The organism is Devosia sp. J2-20 (assembly GCF_055808475.1).
The window spans coordinates 42,288-67,152 of sequence record NZ_CM147870.1 but is presented as its reverse complement, the minus strand read 5'-3'; the positions used below and the strand labels follow the sequence as shown (position 1 = coordinate 67,152).

General features: G+C 62.1%; 25 protein-coding genes. 12 read left to right on the top strand and 13 right to left on the bottom strand.

The window, feature by feature from the left end; translation table 11 throughout:
• Positions 1 to 32 precede the first annotated feature (32 nt).
• From AC0L37_RS00350 to AC0L37_RS00340, 3 genes are all read right to left on the bottom strand, one after another.
• Positions 33 to 710 (bottom strand): L,D-transpeptidase, encoded by a 678-nt coding sequence (locus AC0L37_RS00350; RefSeq protein WP_212659869.1) that lies wholly within the window; start codon positions 708 to 710, stop codon positions 33 to 35.
• 65 nt (positions 711 to 775) lie between these two features.
• Positions 776 to 1,099 carry a hypothetical protein gene (locus tag AC0L37_RS00345; RefSeq protein WP_282222301.1) on the bottom strand — a complete coding sequence of 108 codons (324 nt, stop codon included), beginning with the start codon at positions 1,097 to 1,099 and terminating at the stop codon, positions 776 to 778.
• Between the two features lie 81 nt (positions 1,100 to 1,180).
• Positions 1,181 to 2,134, bottom strand: a complete 954-nt coding sequence (locus tag AC0L37_RS00340; protein WP_282222302.1) for an omptin family outer membrane protease — start codon at positions 2,132 to 2,134, stop codon at positions 1,181 to 1,183.
• Between the two features lie 79 nt (positions 2,135 to 2,213).
• Between AC0L37_RS00340 and AC0L37_RS00335 the strand changes: the two genes are divergently transcribed.
• From AC0L37_RS00335 to AC0L37_RS00325, 3 genes are all read left to right on the top strand, one after another.
• Positions 2,214 to 3,143 (top strand): tyrosine recombinase XerC, encoded by a 930-nt coding sequence (locus AC0L37_RS00335; RefSeq protein WP_282222303.1) that lies wholly within the window; start codon positions 2,214 to 2,216, stop codon positions 3,141 to 3,143.
• Between the two features lie 245 nt (positions 3,144 to 3,388).
• Complete coding sequence (locus AC0L37_RS00330) at positions 3,389 to 4,327, top strand: DMT family transporter (RefSeq protein ID WP_282222304.1); 939 nt, start codon at positions 3,389 to 3,391, stop codon at positions 4,325 to 4,327.
• 85 nt (positions 4,328 to 4,412) lie between these two features.
• Positions 4,413 to 5,771, top strand: a complete 1,359-nt coding sequence (locus AC0L37_RS00325) for a hypothetical protein (RefSeq protein ID WP_282222305.1) — start codon at positions 4,413 to 4,415, stop codon at positions 5,769 to 5,771.
• Between the two features lie 60 nt (positions 5,772 to 5,831).
• On the opposite strand, the gene AC0L37_RS00320 is transcribed toward AC0L37_RS00325, so the two are convergent.
• Complete coding sequence (locus tag AC0L37_RS00320) at positions 5,832 to 6,377, bottom strand: hypothetical protein (protein WP_282222306.1); 546 nt, start codon at positions 6,375 to 6,377, stop codon at positions 5,832 to 5,834.
• A gap of 137 nt (positions 6,378 to 6,514) precedes the next feature.
• Between AC0L37_RS00320 and ppa the strand changes: the two genes are divergently transcribed.
• Positions 6,515 to 7,048 carry an inorganic diphosphatase gene (gene ppa, locus AC0L37_RS00315; RefSeq protein WP_282222307.1) on the top strand — a complete coding sequence of 178 codons (534 nt, stop codon included), beginning with the start codon at positions 6,515 to 6,517 and terminating at the stop codon, positions 7,046 to 7,048.
• Positions 7,049 to 7,103: 55 nt separating this feature from the next.
• On the opposite strand, the gene AC0L37_RS00310 is transcribed toward ppa, so the two are convergent.
• Positions 7,104 to 7,898, bottom strand: a complete 795-nt coding sequence (locus AC0L37_RS00310; protein WP_282222308.1) for an ion transporter — start codon at positions 7,896 to 7,898, stop codon at positions 7,104 to 7,106.
• A gap of 523 nt (positions 7,899 to 8,421) precedes the next feature.
• On the opposite strand from AC0L37_RS00310, the gene AC0L37_RS00305 reads away from it, so the two are divergent.
• A complete protein-coding gene (locus AC0L37_RS00305) occupies positions 8,422 to 8,766 on the top strand; it encodes a DUF6968 family protein (protein WP_212659878.1) in 345 nt (114 codons plus the stop codon).
• Between the two features lie 139 nt (positions 8,767 to 8,905).
• On the opposite strand, the gene AC0L37_RS00300 is transcribed toward AC0L37_RS00305, so the two are convergent.
• From AC0L37_RS00300 to argC, 4 genes are all read right to left on the bottom strand, one after another.
• Positions 8,906 to 11,050 carry a sodium-translocating pyrophosphatase gene (locus AC0L37_RS00300; protein WP_282222309.1) on the bottom strand — a complete coding sequence of 715 codons (2,145 nt, stop codon included), beginning with the start codon at positions 11,048 to 11,050 and terminating at the stop codon, positions 8,906 to 8,908.
• Positions 11,051 to 11,283: 233 nt separating this feature from the next.
• Positions 11,284 to 11,634, bottom strand: a complete 351-nt coding sequence (locus tag AC0L37_RS00295; protein WP_473313798.1) for a DUF167 family protein — start codon at positions 11,632 to 11,634, stop codon at positions 11,284 to 11,286.
• Positions 11,612 to 11,902 carry a YggT family protein gene (locus AC0L37_RS00290; RefSeq protein WP_212659881.1) on the bottom strand — a complete coding sequence of 97 codons (291 nt, stop codon included), beginning with the start codon at positions 11,900 to 11,902 and terminating at the stop codon, positions 11,612 to 11,614. Before AC0L37_RS00290 ends, AC0L37_RS00295 begins: the two co-directional genes overlap by 23 nt.
• 299 nt (positions 11,903 to 12,201) lie before the next feature.
• Entirely contained in the window at positions 12,202 to 13,149 is a 948-nt protein-coding gene (gene argC / locus AC0L37_RS00285; RefSeq protein WP_282222311.1) for an N-acetyl-gamma-glutamyl-phosphate reductase, read from the bottom strand.
• Positions 13,150 to 13,540: 391 nt separating this feature from the next.
• Here argC and deoD point away from each other — a divergent pair, with 391 nt between their 5' ends.
• The 4 genes from deoD to AC0L37_RS00265 all read left to right on the top strand — a co-directional run bounded on the left by deoD (position 13,541) and on the right by AC0L37_RS00265 (position 17,667).
• Positions 13,541 to 14,251, top strand: coding sequence for a purine-nucleoside phosphorylase (gene deoD, locus AC0L37_RS00280; RefSeq protein WP_269371142.1), 711 nt, complete (start codon positions 13,541 to 13,543; stop codon positions 14,249 to 14,251).
• An 874-nt stretch (positions 14,252 to 15,125) separates the two neighbouring features.
• Entirely contained in the window at positions 15,126 to 16,475 is a 1,350-nt protein-coding gene (locus AC0L37_RS00275) for a hypothetical protein (RefSeq protein WP_473313795.1), read from the top strand.
• Positions 16,472 to 17,287, top strand: a complete 816-nt coding sequence (locus tag AC0L37_RS00270; RefSeq protein WP_282222313.1) for a COG3904 family protein — start codon at positions 16,472 to 16,474, stop codon at positions 17,285 to 17,287. The genes AC0L37_RS00275 and AC0L37_RS00270 overlap by 4 nt, the downstream gene beginning before the upstream one ends.
• Positions 17,288 to 17,364: 77 nt before the next feature.
• Complete coding sequence (locus AC0L37_RS00265; protein ID WP_212659888.1) at positions 17,365 to 17,667, top strand: hypothetical protein; 303 nt, start codon at positions 17,365 to 17,367, stop codon at positions 17,665 to 17,667.
• Here AC0L37_RS00265 and AC0L37_RS00260 read toward each other — a convergent pair.
• A complete protein-coding gene (locus AC0L37_RS00260; protein ID WP_282222314.1) occupies positions 17,664 to 18,896 on the bottom strand; it encodes a GGDEF domain-containing protein in 1,233 nt (410 codons plus the stop codon). The genes AC0L37_RS00265 and AC0L37_RS00260 overlap by 4 nt on opposite strands.
• Before the next feature lie 92 nt (positions 18,897 to 18,988).
• Positions 18,989 to 19,999: an LLM class flavin-dependent oxidoreductase gene (locus AC0L37_RS00255; RefSeq protein ID WP_282222315.1), complete on the bottom strand. Its 1,011-nt coding sequence runs from the start codon at positions 19,997 to 19,999 to the stop codon at positions 18,989 to 18,991.
• Between the two features lie 167 nt (positions 20,000 to 20,166).
• Between AC0L37_RS00255 and AC0L37_RS00250 the strand changes: the two genes are divergently transcribed.
• Together AC0L37_RS00250 and AC0L37_RS00245 are read left to right on the top strand one after the other, a co-directional pair.
• On the top strand, positions 20,167 to 20,763 hold the full coding sequence (locus tag AC0L37_RS00250) for an acyloxyacyl hydrolase (protein ID WP_282222316.1): 597 nt from the start codon (positions 20,167 to 20,169) through the stop codon (positions 20,761 to 20,763).
• Between the two features lie 103 nt (positions 20,764 to 20,866).
• A complete protein-coding gene (locus AC0L37_RS00245) occupies positions 20,867 to 21,430 on the top strand; it encodes a hypothetical protein (RefSeq protein WP_269371154.1) in 564 nt (187 codons plus the stop codon).
• A gap of 100 nt (positions 21,431 to 21,530) precedes the next feature.
• Here the strand turns inward: AC0L37_RS00245 and AC0L37_RS00240 are convergent, their stop codons facing one another.
• Positions 21,531 to 22,721: a BaiN/RdsA family NAD(P)/FAD-dependent oxidoreductase gene (locus AC0L37_RS00240; protein ID WP_282222317.1), complete on the bottom strand. Its 1,191-nt coding sequence runs from the start codon at positions 22,719 to 22,721 to the stop codon at positions 21,531 to 21,533.
• A 150-nt stretch (positions 22,722 to 22,871) separates the two neighbouring features.
• Positions 22,872 to 23,288, bottom strand: a complete 417-nt coding sequence (alaE, locus tag AC0L37_RS00235) for an L-alanine exporter AlaE (RefSeq protein ID WP_282222318.1) — start codon at positions 23,286 to 23,288, stop codon at positions 22,872 to 22,874.
• 342 nt (positions 23,289 to 23,630) lie between these two features.
• On the opposite strand from alaE, the gene AC0L37_RS00230 reads away from it, so the two are divergent.
• On the top strand, positions 23,631 to 24,671 hold the full coding sequence (locus AC0L37_RS00230; protein ID WP_212659895.1) for an aspartate-semialdehyde dehydrogenase: 1,041 nt from the start codon (positions 23,631 to 23,633) through the stop codon (positions 24,669 to 24,671).
• Positions 24,672 to 24,865 lie beyond the last annotated feature (194 nt).

Below are 24,865 nucleotides of genomic sequence, written 5' to 3'. Positions count from 1 at the left end.
CTGCGACCGCTCAGACCATCAACCGCACCAGACTAAAGCACCACCAATGGTGCACCGGCCTTCACCGCGCTGGCGAGATGGATCACATCCTGCTGCAGCAATCGCACACAACCGCTCGAAACGGCCTTGCCGATACTGCGCTCATCCGAATTGCCATGCAGGCGGTAGAGCGTGTCCACATTGCCCTGATGGATATAGAGAGCACGCGCACCCAGCGGATTATCCACCCCGGCAGGCATGCCGTGGCGATATTCCTCGAGCTCGGGTTGCCGCTCGATCATTTCGGCGGGCGGCGTCCAGGTTGGCCAGGCTTTCTTGTAGGCAATATGCGCCCGCCCGGCCCAGGCAAAACCGGCCCGGCCAATGCCCACGCCATAGCGGGTCGCCATGCCATTTTCGCCGACATGGTAGAGATGGCGCTGCGCAGTATCGACCACCACAGTACCGGGCGCCTCACCGGTGGGGTCGGTCACTTCCTGACGCCAATAGATCGGGTCTATCAGCGACATGTCGGCGGCGCGCACAACAAAGGGCTCGTCATAGATCGCGCCATACATGGCCTGCACATCGGCAGGAACGGGCTGGCGGACGGGCGCGGCCGCAGCAACGACACGGCGAGGTGTGGTTGTGGTGCAGCCGGCCAGAGCCAGGGCAGAAAGACTGGTGGCGCCGACCATGAACTGGCGGCGACCGATGGAAAGACGGGTCATGTCGAAAACTCGAAAACGGGAGGCCATTTGGCCGCTGAAACCTGAGGATGAAACGATATCCGGCGTCAGGCCCGTCTGGGCGGCGGCAATTCGGCCTCAGGCCCAATCGTGGCAGGGGGCAGCAACACCGTCTGCTGCAGGGCAGGACGGGTGGTGGGGCCTGTGGCGGGCAGCGTGCTGGTAATCACACCCTGATCGGGATGGCAGGGCAGCACGCGCTTGCCACCCAGTGATTTGCAGTGCACCAGCTTGGTTGGTGTGGGGGCCGAAACGCTGGTTTGTTCAATCGACCACACCGGTCCCGAAACACCGGCAGCCACCGACAGGCTGGGGGCGCTCAGGCCGACCAGTGCCAAAATCAGTACAGCAATGCCCAATAGACGTTTCATGCAATCGCCTTAGCGCGCCTGCCTTTGCGGCGGAAGACCGCTCACGGCAGCGTGTTTATGTTGTCGGCCTGACTGATTGACCTAAAACGCACCGCGCAGGCCTGCCGTGATTTCGGCGCTACGCAGATCCGCGCCCCCCAGATCGTTGCCCACAATGGTGCGCGCGCCGGTAGTGGTGTTGAAATACTCGGACTTCCCGCGCATCAAGAACATCTGGTCGTAGCGGGCGGCCACGTAGAACTCGGCCAGCGGACCCAGCGCGAAGCCGACATCGGCGCCCAGCGCAATGGTGGGTGCTGGATTGAAATTATCGACCACCAGAAGATTGCGCATCCAGTGGTTGTCGCGCGTCTGCGCCATCACGGTCAGGCCACCGCGCAGCAAACCACCAATCCGCACATTGTCGTAATACTGATCGCCATCAAAACCGACAAACAATTCGGGCAGTTTCTGCTGATAGGCAATTGCAGGCTCGCCATCGGCAAAATTGCCGGTTTTGTTGCGGAAGCCGCCATCGCTATAAATGTAGGAGCCGCCATAGGCCGACCATTTCACATCGGTGTATTTCAGACCCGTGTGGAAACGGATGACGGCCTCGGGATCATTGACCAGTTCATAGCCAATCATCGCCGCGCCCGTCAGATAGTGGTCCAGATTAGTGTCAGGGTGCTGCGAGCGGTGCGTCCAGTTGTCAAAGCTATCGGTCGAGACCAGCCAGTCATAGTCTTCCATATAGCTTGAGCCAAAACCAGCAACGCTGCCTTCGGCACGAATGGAAAAGCCATTGCCGACATCAACTGCAATGCTGCCGCGCAGCACGGGGACGCGGGTCTGCCAGATCAGCTGGCTCAGCGTGCGCTCGCCATTGAAGACATATTCATTGCCCTCAAGATACATTGCGCCAATGCCACCAGTAACCCGGACGGTGTCGTCAGGGCTGGTATAGGCATAACTTTGCGCCGCTGCCTGGCCGACCCATACAGCCAGCATGCCCGTGGCCAACACACCCGCTAAAGTATTGATACGTCTGGACATCGATCGGCCTCTCTGAGGATTCGCACAATGGCAGGCGCTGGTTAAACATCGGTTTACCATGAAGGACCAGATTGCACCTATGGTCGACTCTGCCTTTGCCACCGACGAGCTTGTCCGCGCGCGCATCAGCGATTGGCAGCGTGAACTGGGATCAGTGCGTCGGCTCGCCGACAATACGCTCGAAGCCTATGGGCGGGACCTCGACCAGTTCCTGCAGTTTCTCGCCGGCCACACCGGCGGCCCGGTTTCTCTAAATACGCTCAAGGATTTACGCGGTGCCGATGTGCGCGCCTTCATGGCGCAGCGGCGCAATGAAAGTCTGGGGTCACGCTCGCTGGCCCGGGTCCTGTCGGCGCTCAAGAGCTTTTTCCGTTTCCTGGAACGCGAAGGGGTGATGAGCACCGAAGCGCTCAATGTCATCCGCACCCCCAAACTACCCAAATCCCTGCCCAAGGCGCTGACCGTGCTCGAGGCGCGCGATACGATTTCCACCACCCAGGGCATGGAAGAACGGCCCTGGGTCGCGGCCCGCGACATGGCCGTGCTCTCGCTGTGCTATGGCGCTGGCCTGCGTATTGCCGAAGCGCTGGCGCTGACCCGTGCGGACCTCGAAACCGAGGTTTTGCGGGTGACTGGCAAGGGTGGCAAGACCCGCATGGTGCCGCTGATCGCTGCTGTTCGCCGCAGTATTGACCTCTATCTCGAGCTCTGCCCCTTCGCCCCCCAGCCCGGCGAGCCGCTGTTTCGCGGGGTCAAGGGCGGGGTGTTGTCCCCGCGTCTGATCCAACTGCGCGTGGCGCAATTGCGCGGCGCACTGGGCCTGCCGCCCTCGGCAACACCGCATGCGCTGCGCCATTCCTTTGCTACCCATCTGCTGGGCAAGGGCGGCGATCTGCGCGCCATCCAGGAATTGCTGGGCCATGCCAGCCTGTCCTCGACGCAGATCTACACCGCGGTGGACACCGACCGCCTGCTCGACAGCTACCGCAAGGCGCACCCCAGAGGTTAACACACTGTTAGCATCGAGCCTGTCCGGACGACCGAACGGTTCGCGTTGAGATGGACTTGCGTGCACCGCTTCTGGCCCGGTAAAACCATGCCATGGACATCATCGTCGCAACCTCCTGCCTTACACTGCTTCTTTCTGGCTCCCCGCGGGACCGGAACGAGCGCTGACGTCCAGCCATTCGTTACCCCGGTCCGCCTTCTGGCGCTCCGGTGACTGGCAAGGTGGACCTTATCAGGACCTGCCAGATGACCCGCCAGTCTCCCCTCACCGTCAGCGACCCGATCGGCTATGCCTTTGCCGTGGCCGGCGCCGTGCTGTTTTCAACCAAGGGCATTTTCATCAAACTTGCCTATGGCCAGGGCGTGTCGACCGAAATGCTGCTCAGCCTGCGCATGCTGGTCGCGCTGCCGGTCTATCTGCTCATTCTAGTCACCATTTTGCGCCGCGAGGATAGTCTGCGCCGTGCCCTGAGCGTGCCCGTGGTGCTGGCCAGCATGGCCGTGGGCATTCTGGGCTATTATCTCTCGAGCTATCTCGATTTCCTGGGGCTGAACTTCGTCACCGCGCAATATGAGCGGCTGGTGCTGTTCACCTATCCGTTTTTCGTGCTGCTGTTTGGCGTGTGGTTCTTCGGTGATCGCATGCTCTGGCGCGTCGTGCCCGCCATGCTTGTGTCCTATGCCGGCCTGCTGGTGATCTTTGGCTGGAACCTGGCAATCAATCCGGACGGGCTGGTCACCGGCACGCTGCTGGTCCTGGCCGCCGCCATCACTTTTGCGCTCTATCAGCACCTGGCCAAGCGTCAGATGCTGACCATTGGCGCGGGGCTGTTCACCTGTATCGGCATGTCCACCGCCGCACTGGTCGCCATCGGGCAGAATCTGGTGCTGGCGGGCCCGGCCAGCTATCTCGGCCTGACCCCGCAAATCTGGGCCTATGGTCTGGCACTGGGTCTGCTGGGCACGGTGTTACCCTCGTTTCTGATGAATATGGGCATGGCCCGGATCGGCGCCCGCGCCACCGCATCGACCGGCGCTTTCGGCCCGGTCGTGACCATCATCATTGCCGTGCTGGTGCTGGGCGAACCCTTCACCCTGTTCCATGCCATTGGCACCGCCCTTGTGCTGGCCGGCTCAGTGCTGTTTACCCGCGCCGAGCGGGCCGCCCGCAAGGCGACACCATGATTCTGCCAAGCAAGGCTTTTGAGCCCGGCAACTTCGCACTAGGATGGCGCCAGTTGACGCCCAGCCATCTCGAAAGGGACACCAGATGATCCGATTGAAGACGCTTCTGAACAGCGCCGGGCTGGGCCTTGTCTCTGCCGCCACGCTGGCGGCAGCTCTGGCGCTGGGCCTGACCATGCCCGCCCAGGCCGACAAGATCACCCACACGCCCAAGACCAGCGCGCCCGCCATCAGCGCCGGCATGATCGATTATGGTGACGACACCAGCGAATGGGCCAATGACGGCGAGTGCGATGACCCCCGCTTTGCCGGCCCCGCCGCCGCCGACGAACTGCTTGAGGCCGACAAGGGGCACGACGCCACCGATTGCCGCACGGCCTATGAGGCGGGCGCGCTGACCCTGGTCGACACCACCGCCATTATCGAGGCCCCTGCCCCCGCCATTGATTTTGGCGATGACAGCAGCGACTGGGCCAGGGATGGCGAATGCGACGACCCCCGCTTTGAGGGCCCGGCCAGTGCTGCCGAACTGCTCGATGCCGATATTGCCCGCGACGCCACCGACTGTCAGGCCGCTTTTGAAGCCGGCACCGTGACCCTGCGCGCGGACCGCGCCGCCGACAGCGCCAGTGACACCGCCACCCCATCAGCGATCGAGGCGATCGATTTTGGCGACGATACCAGTCACTGGGCCAATGATGGCGAGTGTGACGACCCCCGCTTTGCCGGTACAGGCGTGGCCAGCGAATTGCTGCAGGCCGATCTGGGCCACGATGCCACCGATTGCCGCACCGCCTATGACGCAGGCATGGCAACCTTTATCGGCGACAGCCCGGCTCTGGATGACCCCAGCCAGTCATTCATCGATTATGGCGACGACACCAGCGAATGGGCCAATGACGGCGAATGCGATGACCCCCGCTTTGCCGGATCGGGCGTCGCCGACGAACTGCTTGAAGCCGATCGCGGCCACGACGCCACCGATTGCCAGGCCGCCGTTGAAGCGGGCAATGCCAGCTTTCTGGGCGGCGACACCACCAGCCCCGTTGGCGCCTTTGACTATGGCGGCGACTGGAGCAAATGGGCCAATGATGGCGAATGCGATGATCTGCGCTTTGAAGGCCCCGGCACCGACAAGAAGCTGCTGACCGACGACCTGCAGGGCGATGCCAGCGACTGCAAGGCCCTTGAAGCCCAGGGACAGGTCTCGATCCGCACCGTCTACACCCCGCAATATGCCGCCGCTGCCCCCTATGACAGCCAGGCCATCGAGTTTGGCGACGACAGCTCCAGCTATGCCAATGATGGCCAGTGCGATGACCCGCGCTTTGAGGGACCGGGCGCGGCCAGCTATGTGCTTGAAGACGATCTCAAGCGCGATGCCAGCGATTGCCGCACCGGCTACGAGGCGGGCACCATCATGCTGCGCGCGGGGCAGAGCTAACCTTCAGGCCAGCCCGAAAATCAGCAATGGCGGGGCCGGTCCCCGCCATTCTTGTGTCCGCTACCAGGCCTTGAAGCTGCCGATAATGGCCACTTCATCGCTGGCGCAATCAAAACTGCCCGCCTTGTCGGCGGCCTGCCGCGCCAGCTCATTGGCATTCTTGTTGGCGCGCGCATCGACATAGGCGATGGGGCAGCTATTGCCCTCGACCAGCTGGGTCACCATCAGCACCTGCCCGCTATCCTCGCCGGTTTCGGGATCGGCGGTGTAATAGCGCACAATAGTGGCAATCGGCATCCAGCGGCCCAGATCATTGCTCAGCCGCCATTCCAGCTTGGCGCCCAGCGTATTGAACGGGGGCATGGTGTAGAACGGGGCGCGCTGATCAATGCCGAAACCGTAATTGAGCGAAAAGCGCAGATCGCCCTCGCGGATCATCAGCGGGTAGCCCTTATAGCCCGGACAGGCCCAGCTGACGCCGAAATCATCGGCATCCAGAACCAGGCAGTCATCGAGATTGATATCGGTATAGGCACTGTTGAAACCGGCCTGGGCCGGGCTTGCCAGCGCCAATACGGCCAGGGCGGCATAGACAATGGGTTTCATCTTGGCTCCGGGGCGCGTAGGAAACAGGGACAATATGCGGCAGCAGCCTTGCACCAAACTGGCTTGCCTTTGCACCGCCATTATGGGCACAACGCAACCACTTTGTGGCCCCCTTGATCAACGAGACACCAAGCCAAATGAACATCGACGCAATCCCCACCGGGAAGAACCCACCCGACGACCTCAATGTCATCATCGAAGTCCCCATGGGCGGCGAGCCGATCAAGTACGAGATCGACAAGGCCAGCGGCGCGCTGTTTGTTGACCGTTTCCTCTATACGCCCATGCGCTATCCCGGCAATTACGGCTTTGTGCCTCATACCCTGTGTGGCGACGGCGACCCGCTCGACGTCATCGTGATGAACTCGCGCCCGCTGGTGCCCGGCGCCGTGGTGCGCTGCCGCCCGATCGGCGTGCTGTTCATGGAAGATGATGGCGGCCAGGACGAGAAGATCCTCGCAGTCCCCGTGCAGAAGCTGACCCGCATGTATGACGCCATCAAGGATGTCACCGACATGCAGGAAATCCAGGTTGAGCGCGTCAAGCACTTCTTCACCCACTACAAGGATCTCGAGCCTGGCAAATGGGCCAAGATTTCCCATGTCGGTGGCTATGAAGACGCCAAGAAGGTGATCCTGGATTCCATCGACCTGCATAACACATCGGCCTGACCCTCTGGTCAGCCTGATCGTTTCGAGACTTTGAAGGGGCGCTTGGCGCCCCTTGCTATTTCGGCCCGTCCGCCTGCCGCAGCGCAGCCACTTCAGCGCGCAGGGCCCGCACCTCGGCCAAAATGCTGGCCGTATCATCATGCAGCGCCTGCCGGTCAGTGCTGGCCGCCGCCTCGGTTTCTTCCTGCATGGCCGAGACGATGACACCGATGAACAGGTTCAGCACCGCATAGGTGGAGAGCAGGATGAACGGCACGAAGAACAGCCAGGCCAGCGGGAAGGCCGTCATCACCGGGCGCACAATGCCCATCGACCAGCTCTCCAGCGTCATCACCTGAAACAGCGTATAGAGCGAGGCGCCCAGACTGCCGAACCAGTCCGGAAACGCCGCGCCGAACAGATTTGTCGCCATCACCGCGGCCACATAAAACAGCATGGCCATCAGCGCCACGATTGAGCTCATGCCCGGCAGGGCCGCCACCAGCCCGCCCACCACACGCCGCAGCGCCGGCATGGTCGAGACCAGTCGCAAGGCCCGCAGGATGCGCAGGGCGCGCAGCACTTGGAACGGGCCGCTGGCCGGCACCAGGGCAATGGCCACCACGAAGAAATCAAACAGGCTCCAGGGATCACGGAAAAACCGCGGCCCGAAGGCATAGATGCGCAGGCAGATTTCGACCACGAAGATGGCCAGGATGATCATGTCGAGCGCATGGAGCACCGGCCCGAAACGGGCGACCAGACCGGCATCGGTTTCGAGCCCCAACACCAGCGAATTGAGCAGGATCACGGCCACAATGGCCTGCTCCCAGCGGCGGGAGGTCAACAATTGCACAAGGCGCTGGCGCATGATCAAGGGCTCCACAAGAACCCCATGAGGCAAAGGCCAGAGCGCAGGATTCGTCAAGGGTGTGTTGGGTCGCAGTGGGCGGTGATCAATCCTGGACTTTGTGTCTTTGGGGTCCTGAACTTATCCCCGGTCAGAGCAACGCACCGATAATTTGCGCCAGTCAACACGTGATCGGAGCAACCATATTGAGGGCCAATAGACTGCTTGCAAGAGCCGAGTACGTGATAGCGTCGGGTCGACTAACAATCATCGGGCTTGGCCTCGAGCGGCTGCTACGCAAATACAACCCAGCTCAACCCCGTGTGCCAGCGGGACGTCCCACTGGCGGTCAGTGGACGCGGACTAGAGTTGCCGCACGCTGGAATGATGGCAATTATGCAAAGTGCGAGGCTCAATATGAGAGCGACATGTTCCAGTGCAGAATGACGGTGTGGTCCCCCGCCTGCAGCAATCAGGCAATGTTGCGGCGCACCGCCTGTATGAAGGATGATCCCCTTCCGCCGTTCAACTATTGAGGTGCGTGATGATCATCGGCACGCGAACCCTGACCGTACTGACGCCGAGCGGCGAACAACCCGTTGTCATTCGGGTGTTTCAACCCGTGCAGAATGGACCGAGCTGGGACTGCCATTATGAGATCGACTGGCCTGAAGGACGCGTCAAGAGCCGCGCGATGGGCAATGATGCCCTGCATGCCATCGACATGGCTCAGCAAAAGATCGGCACTGACCTGCAGATGAGCCGCTATCACCATGAACGGACCATGTGGTGGATCAAACCCTGGGTCGGCTACGGCTTTCCCATGCCCAAAGGCGCCCGTGACCTGCTGATTGGCGACGATCAGAAATACTATGGCGTGGACAGTTAAGTGCAATCCGGTCTTTTCGCCTTAACAGCCAGGCGGGTCCCACGTTTGGCTCAAGATTGCTGCACCACCAGTGGACAAAAAATAGCCCGGAGCTTTCACCCCGGGCCGTCTTCATTCCAGTCCAGACAACGTCTGGTGGTCAGCCAAGATGGGCCAGCACCGCGAGCAACAAGAGCGCCACGATATTGGTGATCTTGATCATCGGGTTCACAGCCGGACCGGCCGTGTCCTTGTAGGGGTCGCCGACGGTGTCACCGGTGACCGAGGCCTTGTGCGCCTCGCTGCCCTTGAGGTGCTTGACGCCATGGCTGTCGGTGAAGCCGTCTTCAAAGCTCTTTTTGGCATTGTCCCAGGCGCCGCCACCGGCGGTCATGGAAATGGCCACGAACAGACCCGTGACGATCACGCCCATCAGCATGGCACCCAGCGCCGAGAAGCCTGCAGCGGGTCCGGCGATCCAATTGATCAGGAAGAACACCACAATCGGGCTGAGCACGGGGAGCAGGCTGGGCACGATCATTTCCTTGATCGCCGCCTTGGTCAGCATGTCCACGGCCCGGCCATAGTCGGGCTTTTCGGTGCCGGCCATGATGCCCGGCTTTTCCTTGAACTGGCGGCGCACCTCGACCACCACGGACTGGGCCGCGCGCCCCACTGCCGTCATGCTCATGCCCGAGAACAGGAAGGGCAGCAGACCGCCAAACAGCAGGCCCACCACCACATAGGGATCGGCCAGCGAGAAGGTCAGCTGACCCACGCCCTGGAAGATCGCCGGGGCATCAGGCAGGTTCGAGAAGTAGATCAGATCCTGCGTATAGGCTGCGAACAGCACCAGCGCGCCCAGACCGGCCGAACCAATGGCATAGCCCTTGGTGACGGCCTTGGTGGTGTTACCCACCGCATCGAGCGCATCGGTATTGTGCCGCACGGAGTCGTCGAGCCCGGCCATTTCGGCAATACCGCCGGCATTGTCGGTGACCGGACCAAACGCATCGAGCGCCACCACGATACCGGCCAGCGCCAGCATGGTTGCCACCGCAAAGGCAATGCCGAACAGGCCCGCCAGATTATAGGTGATGATGATGCCGCCAATGATCACCAGCGCCGGCAGCGCCGTTGATTCCAGCGACACGGCCAGACCCTGGATCACATTGGTGCCGTGACCGGTGACCGAGGCTTCGGCAATCGAATTGACCGGACGGCGACCCGTGCCGGTGTAGTATTCGGTGATCACGATGATCAGCCCGGTAATCACCAGCCCGGCCACGCCACACCAGAACAGCGCCCATGGGGTGAAGGTCTTGTCGCTGGCCTCGATGGCGATGTTCATATCGCCAAACATCAGCCACAGCACGGGCAGCAGCGCGATCAGCGACAGCACACCGGTGGCGATAATGCCCTTGTAGAGCGCGCCCATAATGTTGTTGTCGGCGCCCAGCTTGACGAAATAGGTGCCGATGATCGAGGTGACCACGCAGGCCCCGCCAATGGCCAGGGGCAGCACCATGCCGATCAGCTTGAACGCGTCGGGCAGGATGATGGCGGCCAGCACCATGGTGGCAACAATGGTCACCACATAGGTTTCGAACAGATCGGCGGCCATGCCGGCACAGTCGCCAACATTGTCACCCACATTGTCGGCAATGGTGGCCGGGTTGCGCGGATCATCCTCGGGGATGCCCGCCTCGACCTTGCCCACCATGTCGCCCCCCACATCGGCACCCTTGGTGAAGATGCCGCCGCCCAGACGGGCAAAGATGGAAATCAGCGACGCGCCGAACGAGAGGGCAACCAGCGCATCGATCACCGTACGGCTGGTGGGATCAAACCCCAGCATCTGGGTGAGCACCATGAAGTAGAGCGTGACGCCCAGCAGGCCCAGCCCTGCCACCAGCATGCCGGTGACCGCGCCCGATTTGAACGCCAGGTCGAGGCCGCGGCCCAGCGAACTGACGGCGGCCTGCGCCACGCGCACATTGGCGCGCACCGACACATTCATGCCGATAAAGCCGGCCGCGCCGCTCAGCACCGCGCCTAGCAGAAAGCCGATGGCCGCATAAATGCCCAGCAGCAGATACGCCGCAATCAGGATCACCACGCCCACAATGGCGATGGTGGTGTATTGCCGCTTGAGATAAGCCGACGCGCCTTCACGAACGGCCGCCGAAATTTCCTGCATGCGGGCCGTCCCGGAATCGGCGGCCAGCAATTGCTGGGTGGTAATCACGCCATAAACGATGGACAGAGCGCCGCACACGACGATCAGCCAGAGTGCCAAAGTCATAGAAAAGTCCCTCTCGATTTTCCTCCAGGGACCCGACGCTGGCCTGACAGGGGTCCTCCAACCCGCGCCAGACAGCCCTCCAAATGGGCCCCCTCCAATCGTCGAGATTAGCGGGATTGTTCGGTTAAGCAATGGTAATTGCGATGTTTTGTCGCGGGGTGTGGACGGGCGACGGGGGTACGTCTTCGCGCGTGCCGCCTCACCCCCTCATCAAGAGGGAGGTTTGTCTCAATTCATTGGGGACCATCGAGCGCTGCCAGTGCCGCCACGAGCGCCGGCCCATCTCCTGCCACCGCCAGCGTCTTGAGCCGGGCGGTCTCGCCATGGCTGACGCTGATGGCCGATTTGGCCACACCCAGCGGCTTGGCCAGCAGCGCGATCACCGCTGCATTGGCCTTTCCCTTGTCGGGTACGGCCTTGACCCGCAGCCGCAACACGGCGCTGCCGTCATCGCGCTGCTCGACGCCCTCAATGGCGTCGCGCCCGGCATTGGGGGTTACCCGAACAAAAGGCTCAGCCCCTGGGGGCTGAGCCGGTAGCAATCTGCCATCAGGTGTGCCCTTACGGGACGTAGGGATAGCCATAGCGCAGGATCAGCTGCTGCAGGAAGAAGATGCCCAGGAACAGAATGATTGGCGAAATATCCAGGCCCGAGAAATTGGGCATGACGCGCCGGATGGGATTGAGCAGAGGCTCGGTCAGCTGATTGACCACGCGCCAGACGCTGGCGACGAACTGATTGCGCGTGTTGATCACGTTGAACGAGATCAGCCAGCTCATGATGATCATGATCAGCAGCACCCACCAATAAAGCTGGAGGATCACCATGATCACATCGAGTACGGCCTTCATTGCAGTCTCCCTGTTTTCATTGCCTTATTTAGTCGCAACGACGCCGCGCGACAAGGGCAGGCCCAAAAGCATGAAGACCCCGCTCTGGTCGCACAGAACGGGGTCTCAATGACTGACATCCGGTACGCAAAACAAATAAAACCCGGACAGGCTCTCTCTTGCACGAACCGTGCCAAACAGCGCGCGCCCGCAAAACGGGCCTGATAGGTTAAATCGCTGTAAACATTAACTTTTCACTCACCATAACCCGATGCAAAATGCGAGGCAAACGGCAACGGCCTCGCATAATGCGAGGCGGACTAGACCAGCCCGGTGCGCGGATCAACGCCCAGCATCAGGTTCAGATTCTGCACCGCCGCACCCGAAGCGCCCTTGCCCAGATTGTCATAGACCGCCACCAGCACCGCCTGCGCCCGTTCGTCATTGGCGAACACATGCAGCTTCATGGTGTTGGTATTGTTGTAGATCTCGGGGTTGAGCTCGGCCGATCTGGCCATCTCGGCAAAGGGGGCCACCTCGACAAAACTGTCGGGGATCCCCGCAAAGTGATCGGCAATGGCGGCATGGAGCTCTGCGCCCCGTGGCACCACGCCCAGATGACCCAGTTGCAGCGGCACGCAGGTCACCATGCCCTGGGCATAATCACCCACCGAAGGCACAAACAGCGGCGCATTGGCCAGCTTGGTATAGGCGGTCATTTCGGGCATGTGCTTGTGCGCGAAGGTCAGCGCATAGGGCATGTAATGCGGCGCGGCTTCGCCGGCGGCCTCATATTCGGCAATCATCTGCTTGCCGCCGCCGGAATAGCCCGAAATGGCATTGACGGTAATGGGATAACCCGAGGGCAGCAGGCCCGCCTCGATCAGCGGCCGCACGCTGGCGATCACCCCCTGCGGATAACAGCCCGGATTGCTGACAAACCGCGCCTTGGCGATGGTGGCGCCCTGCGCCTTGTCCATCTCGGCAAAGCCATAGGCCCAGTCCGGATGCACCCGGAAGGCCGAGGAGGCGTCGATCACCCGCGTCGTGCCATTGGTGATCAGCGACACGCTTTCCTTGGCCGCATCATCGGGCAGGCACAAAATGGCGATATCGGCCGCGTTGAGCAGCCGCGCGCGCTCATCGAGATCCTTGCGCTTGTCATTGGCGATGGAGATGACCTCAAGATCGGTGCGGCCGGCCAGGCGCTCGCGGATCTGCAGACCCGTGGTTCCCGCTTCCCCGTCGATGAAAATCTTGGCAGTCATTGGCGTTCTCCAGATGCGTTTGCGTAGATGGACCCCCACAGTGGCAAGGTCAAGACTGCCAGCTCCTTGGGGACGGTCGCGATGGATGCGGCAGACCTGTTCTGCGCATGGGTTCGGCAAGGCCCCCTCACCCGACCCGAACGGGTCGACGCCTCCCCCAAAGGGAGATGAAGGCGCGCGCCGGTTTGCCTCCGGGTTCGCCTGCTTCTCCCTTCCCCTCGTGGGGAGGGTGGCCCCGCAAGGGGTCTGGTGGGAGACTTCTGGTGACGGCCCCTGAAGGCCCCCACCCTCAATCCCTCCCCACAAGGGGGAGGGAGGCAGATCGCGCCGGACTTGCCCATCCCGGCCCCCAGTGGCATTGCTGGAGCAAGAACCAAAACCGGAGACCGTCATGACCCCTCATAACCACGCCAAGCCCGGTGACTATGCTGATGCCGTCCTGCTGCCCGGCGACCCGCTGCGCGCCAAATGGATCGCCGAGACCTTTCTCGATGAGCCAAAACTGGTCAATTCGGTCCGCAACTGTCTGGGCTATACCGGCACCTATAAGGGCAAGCGCGTTTCCGTGCAGGCCACCGGCATGGGCCAGCCCTCGCTGGCCATCTATGTCAATGAACTGGTCAACACCTATGGGCTGAAAACCCTGATCCGCGTCGGCACCTGTGGCGGGCTCAATGCCAAGGTCAAGGTGCGCGACCTGATCCTGGCCCAGGCCGCCTCAACCGATAGCGCCATCGTGCGCGACCGTTTTGGCGCCTATAACTTTGCCCCAATCGCCGATTTCGGCCTGCTGCGGTCCGCCGCCGAAAAGGCCGAAGCCAAGAACATGCGCTACCATGCCGGCAATATGCTCAGCTCCGACATTTTCTATCATGCCGATGGCATGGCCGGTTACGACAAGCTGCCCGAGCACGGCGTCATCGGCGTCGAGATGGAAGCCGCCGCGCTCTATACTTTGGCCGCCCGCTTTGGCGTCAAGGCGCTGACCATCTGCACCATGACCGACTGCCTGATCACCAAGGAAGAAATCGACGCCGAACAGCGCCAGACCTCGCTGAGCGACATGGTGACTATCGCGCTTGAAGTGGCGATTGAGGGGTAGCGTGGTACGATGCCGCCAGTGGCTTGAGATGGCCGGAGTGGGGTGGGTTGCGGACAGTCCGCTTTCAGCTAGACAGCCTGCCGATGCTGCCATTGCAACTTCTCCAGGATTGGCCGCAAAGTAATCGCAGGACACTAGGGTTGAGACGAGCGATGAATTTCAAGTTGGTGAGTGCACTGCTGGTCTCGCTAGTGCTTTGTGGATGCGCAAGGATGCCGCCTGTGTATTCAGACGACGGGGCAGCGATAAATTTCGCCAAAAACGGTTTTGAGTACACAAGGCCGGGCCGAGGCAGCACCGAATGTCGGTTCGACCCGAAGCGAGCGCAGCCCGTCTGCGAAGATGGCACTGAATCCACAATGATATCTGCAGGCCTGCCTTTTCACGGGGTCGTTCTGGTGGAATTCGATGGAAGACGTTTCCATCCCGAGTTGAAGCCACAATAGGCCCAAGGCAGGTCAACGCTAGCACGTCCGCTTCCCGGTTCTTCTGATTGGCCGTGCTGCGACCGAAATGGGGTCGCAAGCCGCCGGTCCGTCCTGGCCGCTACCTATTGTCATCAAACACCAGATCGTCACCCTCGGCCTTGAGCCGAGGGCTCTGCACTCAGCTATAACAAGGTGAAGTGAAGTCTCCTCGGGTCAAGCCCGAGGATGACGCGGGTGGGTCCGGGGACGTAGTCGGTGGTGCCACGAGTTGGAAGCCGGTGCCGCCACCCCCTCCCAACCTCCCCCATCAGGGGGAAGTGCCGTTTGGTGGGAGGGGAGATCCAAGCCGCCCCCTCACGCCACTGTCATTAACCCTGCCCCCCTCTGCCCCCTTCTTGCCGCCATCGCTGTGTTAAGCTCTGCTTAATCAATCGGGGCCGCGCCACATGCAACTCAAGCCAAACGCCTATCGTCTCAACGAAACCGTCAAGGGTATTGAGACAATGACGCGGTTTGCCCTGGCCGTGCTGGCGCTGGCATCGGGGGTCTATACCTATCTGGGCGTGCGTGGCCTGCTCGATGGGTCGGCCAATTTCGTGTTCTTTGCCGCCATCATCTATTCGGCCGCCGTCTCGGTGGCCATCTACGCCTTCTGGAGTTTCATGCTGCGCTTTGTGCCGCTGGTGACCCTGGGCGTGCAGCGCATCGCGCTGTTTCTGACCATGGCCATTGGCTGCGTGATGATCATCGCCATGAGTAGCTGGCTCAATGCCGCTGCGCTGGCCGGTTCGGCCGCGCTCGAACAGCATATGGCGGTGACCCTGCAGGGTTATGCCGAGGACCTCGACAATGCCCATGCCAATGCGCTGGCCAGCCAGAGCCTGCTGCCCGATGTGCAGCGCGCCGCCGAGCGCTTTGCCGGTCTGGCCGCTGACGAGCGCGAAAACGGGGCCCTGACCGGTACCCAGGGCTCGGGCAGCGTGGTGCAATTGCTCACCCAGATGAGCGCGCAGATGAGCCAGCTGGGCGCGTCGATTTCGGCCAGTCGCGACGAGGTCGCCGGCCTGTTCGAAGAAGGCTCGACCCGTCTGGCCAATATGCGCGAACTGGTCTCCACCCCCGGCGCCATCGAGCCGCGTTCGGACAGTTTCCAGTCCGAAGCCGTGCAGCTCTCGGCGGTGATTGCCGCGCTGCAGCAGACCGACATTGCCGCCTCGGTCAAACGCGCCGCCGCCGATCTGTCGGCCGGCTTCATTGCCCCGGTCGCCAATGGCCAGAGCGCCGATCTGGCCAATCGCCAGGATCAGGTGATGGAAACCGTGCGCGTTTCGGTGGCCGCCCAATCGGCCGCGCTGAGCGCTGCCGCCGACGAAATCCTGGCCACCCCCAGCGTCGAGCAGCGCCGCTTCGTGCCGCTATCGAGCGCCGAGGCCGTGCTGGCCTATTGGAGCGATTTCATCCCCAGCTGGGCGGGCGCCATCTCGATTGACCTGCTGCCCGTGGTGCTGGTTCTGGTGCTGATGATCGTCAATGACGCCATGCGCAAGGATTCCGAATCCCTGGCCGAGGCCGAAACCATCACCGCCGCCGAAATGCTGCGCGCCATGGCCCTGTTCCGCCAGATGGAAACCGCCGGTATTGATGTGGCCACCGGCCAGCCCAAGCCGATTGCCGAGCCTATCCCCACGCAGGAAGAACCGGCCCCCGAGGTCGCCGAAGCGCCAGCGGACGAGGGCACGGTGACCCCCATCGACGCGGCCCAGCGCAAGCGCACTGACGGGCCGCGCCCGGCATGAAATCCGATGCCAATGCCCGCGCCGACCATCACCAGGGGCCGTTCTACCGCCGCCTGATCGACCGCCTCGCCGCCATCGATGACGGCGCTATTCTGCGCGTGGCGTTTTTCATCATGCTGGCGGGCACCGCCGCGGTGCTGTTTGTCGATTTCCGCGAACTCACCGACAATCAGACCACCACCGAACCGGCCACCTTCCAGCCCATCCTGCCGCCAGCCAGTGACGGCCCCGATACCGGCCCGATGCCCGACATCACCACCGCGCCCGATATCCTGCAGCAGCCCCTCGAAATCGCCCTGGGCAGCGCCGGTCGGCTGACCCTGACCGGCACCATCGACCCCGGCAGCGCCACCCGCTTTGCCAGCGAGATCGAGGCGCGTGGCGAATATGTGCAGTCCGTCGTGCTCGATTCACCCGGCGGTTCGGTCGAGGACGCCTTGGCCATGGCCGAACTGATCCACGAGCAGGGCCTGACCACCCGGGTGGAAGCAGGCGCGCTGTGCGCTTCCTCCTGCCCCATCATCTTTGCCGCCGGCGCCGCGCGGCTGGCCAGTCCCGAAGCGGCCATCGGCGTGCACCAGATCTATGCCACCGCCATCAGCGGCGATCCGCAAAGCGCCATGCGCGCCGCCGGGGTGGCCATGAGCAGCGCCCAGACCACCACCGCCAGGATCATCGCCGGACTGACCCGCAGTGGCGTCGATTCCGCGTTGTGGCTGCACGCACTGGAAACACCGCCCGAACGGCTCTACTATTTTTCTGCGGACGAGATGCAGCGACTCAATCTTGTCACCGAATTTGTGCAGGATTGATGCGTTCGTGACGGAACGGGTGGAGGGCTCGCGCCGTTGCGCTGGACGATGACGGCTCTTTGAGGAGGGAAGCCCGAATGCGCAAGGATCAGACCACCAATCATATGCTCACCGGCCACCGCGATATTCGCAACTGGGTGGCCGACCGCAATGGCATCCCCGCCATTGCCCGGGTGCGCAATCGCTTCGGCGAAGAACGCGCCCAGCTCAAGCTGCGATTCGCCCGGGCGGACAAATCCCGCCCGGTCGATCAGGACAATGGCATGAGCCCGTGCTCCTGGACCGCCTGGCTGGCCGAACTGGATCGCCAGCAGCTGGCGCTCAAGGTCGACCCCGATGCCGATGGCTTCGAGTTCGTCGAGCGGCGCGGCGACAATTAGGGTCGGCGCGACCCCTGCCGCCGGTCGGCTCCCACTGAGACGGGCGGCGGCAATGGGTGTTCGGCCTCGGCCACGCAGATCCGGTCCCGCCCGGTCTTTTTGGCTTCGTACAGGGCCGCATCGGCGCGGCGCAACAGATCAAACAGCCCTTCATCGGGCCGCAGCTGGGCCACGCCATAGCTGGCCGTAGGACGCTTGTCCGGCGCCTGGGCAATCACCGGCTCGGCGGCGAATTGCATGCGCACGCGCTCGGCGAACAGCTGCGCGGTATTGAGCCCGCTGCCCGGCGCCAGCGCGGCGAATTCCTCGCCCCCCAGCCGCCCCAGAATGGCGCCCGAAACCGTCATCGCTCCCATGTCCGCCGCCGCCATCAGGGTTTTGGAGAAGCTGCTGATCACTACATCGCCCACCGGATGACCATATTGGTCATTGATCGATTTGAAATGATCCAGATCCGCCACCACAATGCTCACCGGCACGCCCGTGCGGCGCGCGCTGGCCAGCAGTTTTTCGGCGTGATCCTCAAAACCGCGCCGGTTCAGCAGCCCCGACAGCGGATCGGTCTCGGTCTGGGTGGTCATGGTAACCATCGCATCGCGCAACAGGATCACCAGCATCAAAATGCCATTGGCAATCAGCAGCACCGCCCCCACCGCCTGGGAAATGGCCGCATAGGTGGTGCCGATATAGGCCTGCGCATTGATGCCGGGCCCCAGCGCCACTGCCAGAAACGGCTTACCCAGAAAATTCAGCGCCCCCAGCGCATAGATCACCAGCAGCACCAGATCGAGCACATGCCGCCGACCCGAGCGCAGCACCACCAGCATGCCCAGCAGCTGCATCAGCGCATAGGGCCCCTGATAGCCAAGCCCGCGCAGTAGCGAGCGCCGATCCATGTCGATGATCAGCACAATGGCAATCATCGACACCAGCACCAGCCCGGCCAGCAATCGCCATGGCGGCTCAAGCCGATAATTGCGCGCCAGCCCCACCACGGCAAACGCCTGCGCCAGCAGGAAGGCGGCAAAGATGCCGATGCTGAACAGCCTCGGCTCGACCTGAAACGGCAGGATCAGCTCAAGCCCGACATTGACCACCCCGGCGCCATAGGCGAGCGCCAGCCAGCGGGCGCTGACCGCGCGCGTATAGACGGCCACCAGCAGGAAAGCGGTGACGAAAATTCCGGCAACACAGAGATTAATTGCCAGAACGAAAACTGCAGCGCTCATTGACCAACCTGGGCAGACTTGTTGGGCGCCATGCTAATCCGCATCGGGCAACGAGACGTTAACGACCGCCGCGCCTGTCCGGTGCTGGATAGTCAGACCCGTGGCGCCACATCGAAGGCCTTGGCCACCAACTCATAGGAGCGCCGGCGCAGCCCGTAATCGTGGATGGTGGTTGTCATCATCACCTCATCGGCAGCACTGCCCCTGGCCTTTTCGGCAATGGTGTCAGCCACCGTCTGGGGCGAGCCGATGATCCACAGGCTCGACTGGTGATCGATCACCGCCTGCTGCTGGGGCGTCAAAACGCGGGCATGGGCCTCTTCGGGGCTCATCAGCTTGCGCTGCTCGCCCGAGGTGAACAGCGCCCAGCTCACCGCCTGCGAGCGCGAGAGATATTGCGCTTCCTCATCTGTCGGCGCGCAGATCACCGAAACGCACATAATGGTCCGGGGCTTGGGAAAAGCGGCACTGGGCTTGAAGGCGTTGCGATAGGCCTCGAACGCCGGGGCGGGCGGGGTATGGCTGAAATGGGCGGCAAAGGCATAGCCAAATCCCAATTGGCCGGCCGCCTGCGCACTATTGCCCGACGAGCCCAGCAGCCACTTCGGCGGCAGGCCAATGCCGCCGGGCGATACCGGCACCCGGGAATAGGGATGATCGGCCGGAAAGCTGTCCTCATCAAAGGCCATCAGCTCGGCCAGATAGTTGGAGAATTCCTCGCCCCCGCCACTGCGCAGCGCCCGCATCGCATAACCATCGCCGCCGGGCGCACGGCCCAGCCCCAGATCGATACGCCCCGGATGCAATCCCTCAAGCGTGCGATAGGCCTCAGCGATGCGCAGCGGCGCATGGTTGAGCAGCATGACGCCCCCGGACCCCACGCGAATGGATTTGGTGTGGGCCGCGGCGCTGCCAATCAGGATTTCGGGGACCGAAGAAGCGATCGAGGGCATGCCGTGATGCTCGGCATACCATAGCCGCTCATAGCCCAGTTCATCGGCCGTCTGCGCCAGGGCGATGGTTTCAGCCATCGCCTGAGAAGTGGAGGTGCCTTCGGCAATGGGAGCGAGATCCTGCAGCGACAGGGCAAAGGGTGCAGTCATGGCAATCACATGGGTTTGGAGGATGTGCGCGTCTTCTATCGTCAAATTACGATGAAAGCGAGTCACCTGTCCGACACATGGTCACTTTATGGGGCGATTTCATCCCCTTGCGTTGACTCGATAGCCAGACTGCGTCTTTTACTGTGTCCATCAACGAGGAAGACGCCGTGACGAAACTGCATATCGCCGCTTTTGCCATCGCCGCCTCGACCCTGTGCAGTGCAACTGCGCAGGCCCAGAGCCTGACCACGCCGCAACCCTTTGCCGATATTGTCGACGAATTGCGCTTCGGCATCCACGCCCATGATGTCAGCTACATCCTGTTTGCCAAGCCGTGGGAATACAAGCTCGACCAGATCGAAGACATCAGCTTTGACGTCCTGTTCAAATCGCCCGATATCGAAGCGTTCCGCTGGATCGGCTCGCCGCGCCCCGATTTGGGCGTGACGCTCAATCTGGACGGTCAGGACAGCCTGCTTCATCTCGCCCTGACCTGGCAGCTGCCCATCTTCGAGACCCCCTTCTATCTCGAAGGGGCCTTTGGTGGCGCCGTGCACAATGGCTATCTGACCAATTCGCCCGACACCGCGCGCTTCGCCAATTTTGGCTGTCGCCTCAATTTCTACGAACGCTACGGCGTGGGCGCCCATCTCAGCGACAGCGTAACGGCCACACTGACCTATGAACACACGTCCAATAATGGCTGGTGCGACATGAATCAGGGCCTGTCCAATGTTGGTGTTCGCGTCGGCTGGAAGTTTTAGCAACCGGTTCGCGGCGTTAACGAACCCTTAGCGACAATTTTACTCAAATCTTGCCTATCTCGGCCATGACCGGCCCTATTACCCTTTGACCGGGGAATTCGCCATGATCCGCACTGCCACCCAGTTCCTGCTGGTCGCGCTGACCCTGGGCGCGGTGACCCTGCCGGCCATGGCCCAGGTCAATATCCTGCCCGAAATCCGCGGTGGTCTGACCGCCCGCGGTATCGGCGACAGCGCCGATCTGCTCGACCCCAATTCCATCAGCGATGCCAATGTCGAATTGCTGTTTACCGCGCCCGACCTGAACGCCTGGATGCCGCTGGGCGAGTTACGCCCGCATCTGGGTGCCACGCTGAGTTTTCGCGGCCAGCCATCCTATGGCTATGCCGGTTTGAGCTGGACCCTGCAGGCCCCGGTCATTCCCGTCTTTGTTGAAGCCAGCCTGGGTGGCGTTGCCAATACCAGCCTGCTCAGCGCGCCCCAAGGCGATCCCGCACGCAATTTCGGCTGCAGTGTGGGCGGGCGTGTCGCCGCCAGTGTGGGCGTCAATCTGCCCGCGGGCACATCGCTGATCGGCACAGTGGAACACCTGCCCGATTTCGGCGCTTGTGGCACCCCGGCCCGCGCCAATACCAATATCGGCGTACGTCTGGGCTTCCGCTTCTAGCGGCATTTGACCGTTTCATCGAAACGATGAAAATGCCCTCGTTCTTGTTTTGCCGCGTTTCCGAACCGCAAAACCGTGGCCACTTTTGCTGGAAACGCTTCTAGGCGACCTGCCCGGCGGCCCAGCCCGAGGCCCAGGCCCACTGGAAGTTATAACCACCCAGCCAGCCGGTGACATCGACCACTTCACCCACGAAATACAATCCCGGCACATCACGCGCGCCCATGGTCTTGGCATCGAGATCGCGCGTATCGACACCGCCCAGCGTGACTTCTGCGGTGCGGTAGCCTTCCGATCCGACCGGCTTGAGCGTCCATGCCTTGAGGATCGCTTCGACCACGGCCAGCTTCTTGTCGGAAAAATCTCCGATCATGCCGGGCATATCGAGCGCCTCACCCAGCAATTGCGCCAGCTTTTTAGGCATGAAACTGCCCAGCACGGTCTGCACCTGCAGCTTGGGTGTGGCCTTGCGTGCCGCCCGCAGCTTTTGGCCTGCATCCTCATGCGGCAGCAGATCAACCGTGATGGTATCGCCTTCGCGCCAATAGGACGAAATCTGCAGGATCGCCGGCCCCGACAAGCCGCGATGGGTGAACAGCAAAGCCTCTTCGAACGCCGTCTTGCCATGGCTGACAATGGCATCGGTGGCGATGCCCGAGAGTTCCTTGAGCTTTTCCAGCGCCCCGGTCTCAAAGGTCAGCGGCACCAGACCCGGTCGGGTTTCAGTCAGCCGCAAGCCGAACTGGCTGGCCAGCTGATAGCCCAGACCGCTGGCCCCCATCTTGGGAATGGACTTGCCACCCGTGGCCACAATCAGGCTTTCGGCAGTGATCGAGGAGGTACTCAACTGCAGGGAGAACCCGTCAGTGCCCCGATCCACCGCCTCCACACTGGTCTCAAGCACCAGAGTGACGCCGGCCTTGCGCATTTCGTGCAGCAGCATGGTGTTGATCTGGGTGGCTGGGCCATCGCAGAACAATTGCCCCAGCGTCTTTTCATGGAAGCTGATGCCGTGATCCTTGACCATGGCAATGAACATCTCGGGTGTGTAGCGGCTCAGCGCCGACAGCGCAAAGCGCGGATTGGCGCTGACAAAACGGTCACGTCCCTTGTCGATAGTGGCGTTGATATTGGTGAAATTGCACCGCCCACCGCCCGATATGCGGATTTTCTCACCGGCATATTTGGCGTGATCCACCACCAGAACCGAACGACCGCGTCGTCCCGCTTCGATGGCGGCCATCATGCCGGCAGCGCCGGCGCCAAGAATGACGACATCATAATGGGGCATGGGGGCAGTCCTGTGCGCTGTGGTGGCGCCCGGTCTAGTGCAAGCCAGCGCCCCTGCCAACACCAAGCGTGATCACAGCGCTGTTGCGGCTGCGCCAGGGCAAACCGTGAGCGGCCAAACCAGGCTGGTGCTGCGCCGAGGGGGGCATGATCAGCGCCGGGCGGGCACCACCACATGGGTCAGACGACGCACCCACTCCAGAAACAGCCCAAAGGGCCGGCTCAGGGTCAGCATGAGCAGCGTGGCCGAGCCCAGCGCGGTTATGATCTTGCCCGGATCCGCCCCGGCCAGCGCCAGCGTTGCCGCGTAGAGCGGCATCTGAAAAGCCATGAAGGCCACGACATCGACAACGGCCCGGCCGATCCGCCGGCGTGGCAGCATCCTGGCAAACACCCAGTCGCGCCAGACGGCGTACAGCCGCCCTGTCAACGCCATCATCGCCACCATGATGGCGCGGGTGATCAGCACCTGACCCGGCGCCATGCCCGCAATGACCAGCTCTGTGAAGGTCGCTATGATGGTGAAAAAGATGATGGTTGCGAGGGTGTCGACAATAAACAGGCGCATGGCGCCGCAGTACGCCCTGATGGCGGGTACGCGCAATGGCCAGTGATTTCAGTGACCCCTGTCGCTGTCGGGGCCCAGCCATTGACTAATTCCTACAGTGGAGTATGACTTCGCCTGCTTTTTCCAAACAAGCAGTCACTTGATGCGCAGCGTTTTTCAAATTGCTGATCTGGCAACCACCCGGCTCACCGCCTTGGGTGTCGCTGCGCTCATGACCAAAACCACCAAAACCGCCTGACGCTTTTCCCCGGGTCGTCTCCCGACGGGGAGAGGCTGATCCGAATGGCCGCAACCCACCGGGTTGCGCGGGGGCGAAAATGGTAAGGGACTGGAGTTCCAAAAATGGGCTATCGCGTCGCTGTCGTCGGTGCCACAGGCAATGTGGGCCGTGAAGTTCTCAATATTCTGGCGGAGCGCAAGTTCCCCGCATCCGAGGTGATCGCACTCGCCTCCTCGCGTTCGACTGGTCGCGAAATCTCCTACGGTGACAAGATCCTCAAGGCCAAGAACCTTGATGACTTTGACTTCAAGGGCGTCGATTTCGCCATCATGTCGGCCGGTTCGGACATTTCCAAGAACTGGGGCCCGCGCATCGCCGCCAGTGGCTGCATCGTGATCGATAATTCCAGCTTCTGGCGTTACGATTCCAATGTGCCGCTGATCGTGCCCGAGGTGAACGGCCCCTCGCTTGAGGCCTGGCTGGCCAATGCCAATCGCAAGAACATCATTGCCAACCCCAATTGCTCGACCGCTCAGCTGGTGGTGGCGCTCAAGCCCCTGCACGACTTTGCCAAGATCAAGCGCGTCGTCGTCTCGACCTACCAGTCGGTTTCCGGCTCGGGCAAGGAAGGCGTCGACGAGCTCTGGAACCAGACCAAGGGCATTTTCGTCAACGATACGGCGACCCCCGGCAAGTTCCCCAAGCAGATCGCTTTCAACGTCATTCCCCACATCGATGTCTTCATGGAAGACGGCTCGACCAAGGAAGAGTGGAAGGTGATGGCCGAGACCAAGAAGATCCTTGATCCCAAGATCAAGGTGACCTGCACCGCCGTGCGCGTGCCCGTGTTTGTCGGCCATTCCGAAGCCATCAATCTCGAATTCGAAAACCCCATCAGCGCCGATGAAGCGCGTGACATTCTGCGCGAAGCACCCGGCGTTGCCGTGGTCGACAAGCGCGAAGCCGGTGGCTACACCACCCCGGTTGAATGCGTGGGTGAATACGAGACCTTCGTCAGCCGCATCCGCGAAGATGCCACTATCGAAAACGGCCTCAATATCTGGGTTGTTTCGGACAATCTGCGCAAGGGCGCCGCGCTCAATACCATTCAGATTGCTGAAACACTGATCGAGCTGGGCCTCAAGCCCCGCGACGCCGCCTAGGCCATACGCTTGGTCACCCCGGTCCCGCCGGGGTGACCACAACAACAGGCACCGGTCACGCCGCTTTCTGGTTTCGTCGGGAACACCAGCATGTTAAGGCCACGCCAATTCTCCTTCTGCGCAGGTTTTCATGCCGCTTCGCGATCTGCTGCTCGCCCTGGGCGTCGTCACGCTGTGGGGCCTGAACTTCGTCA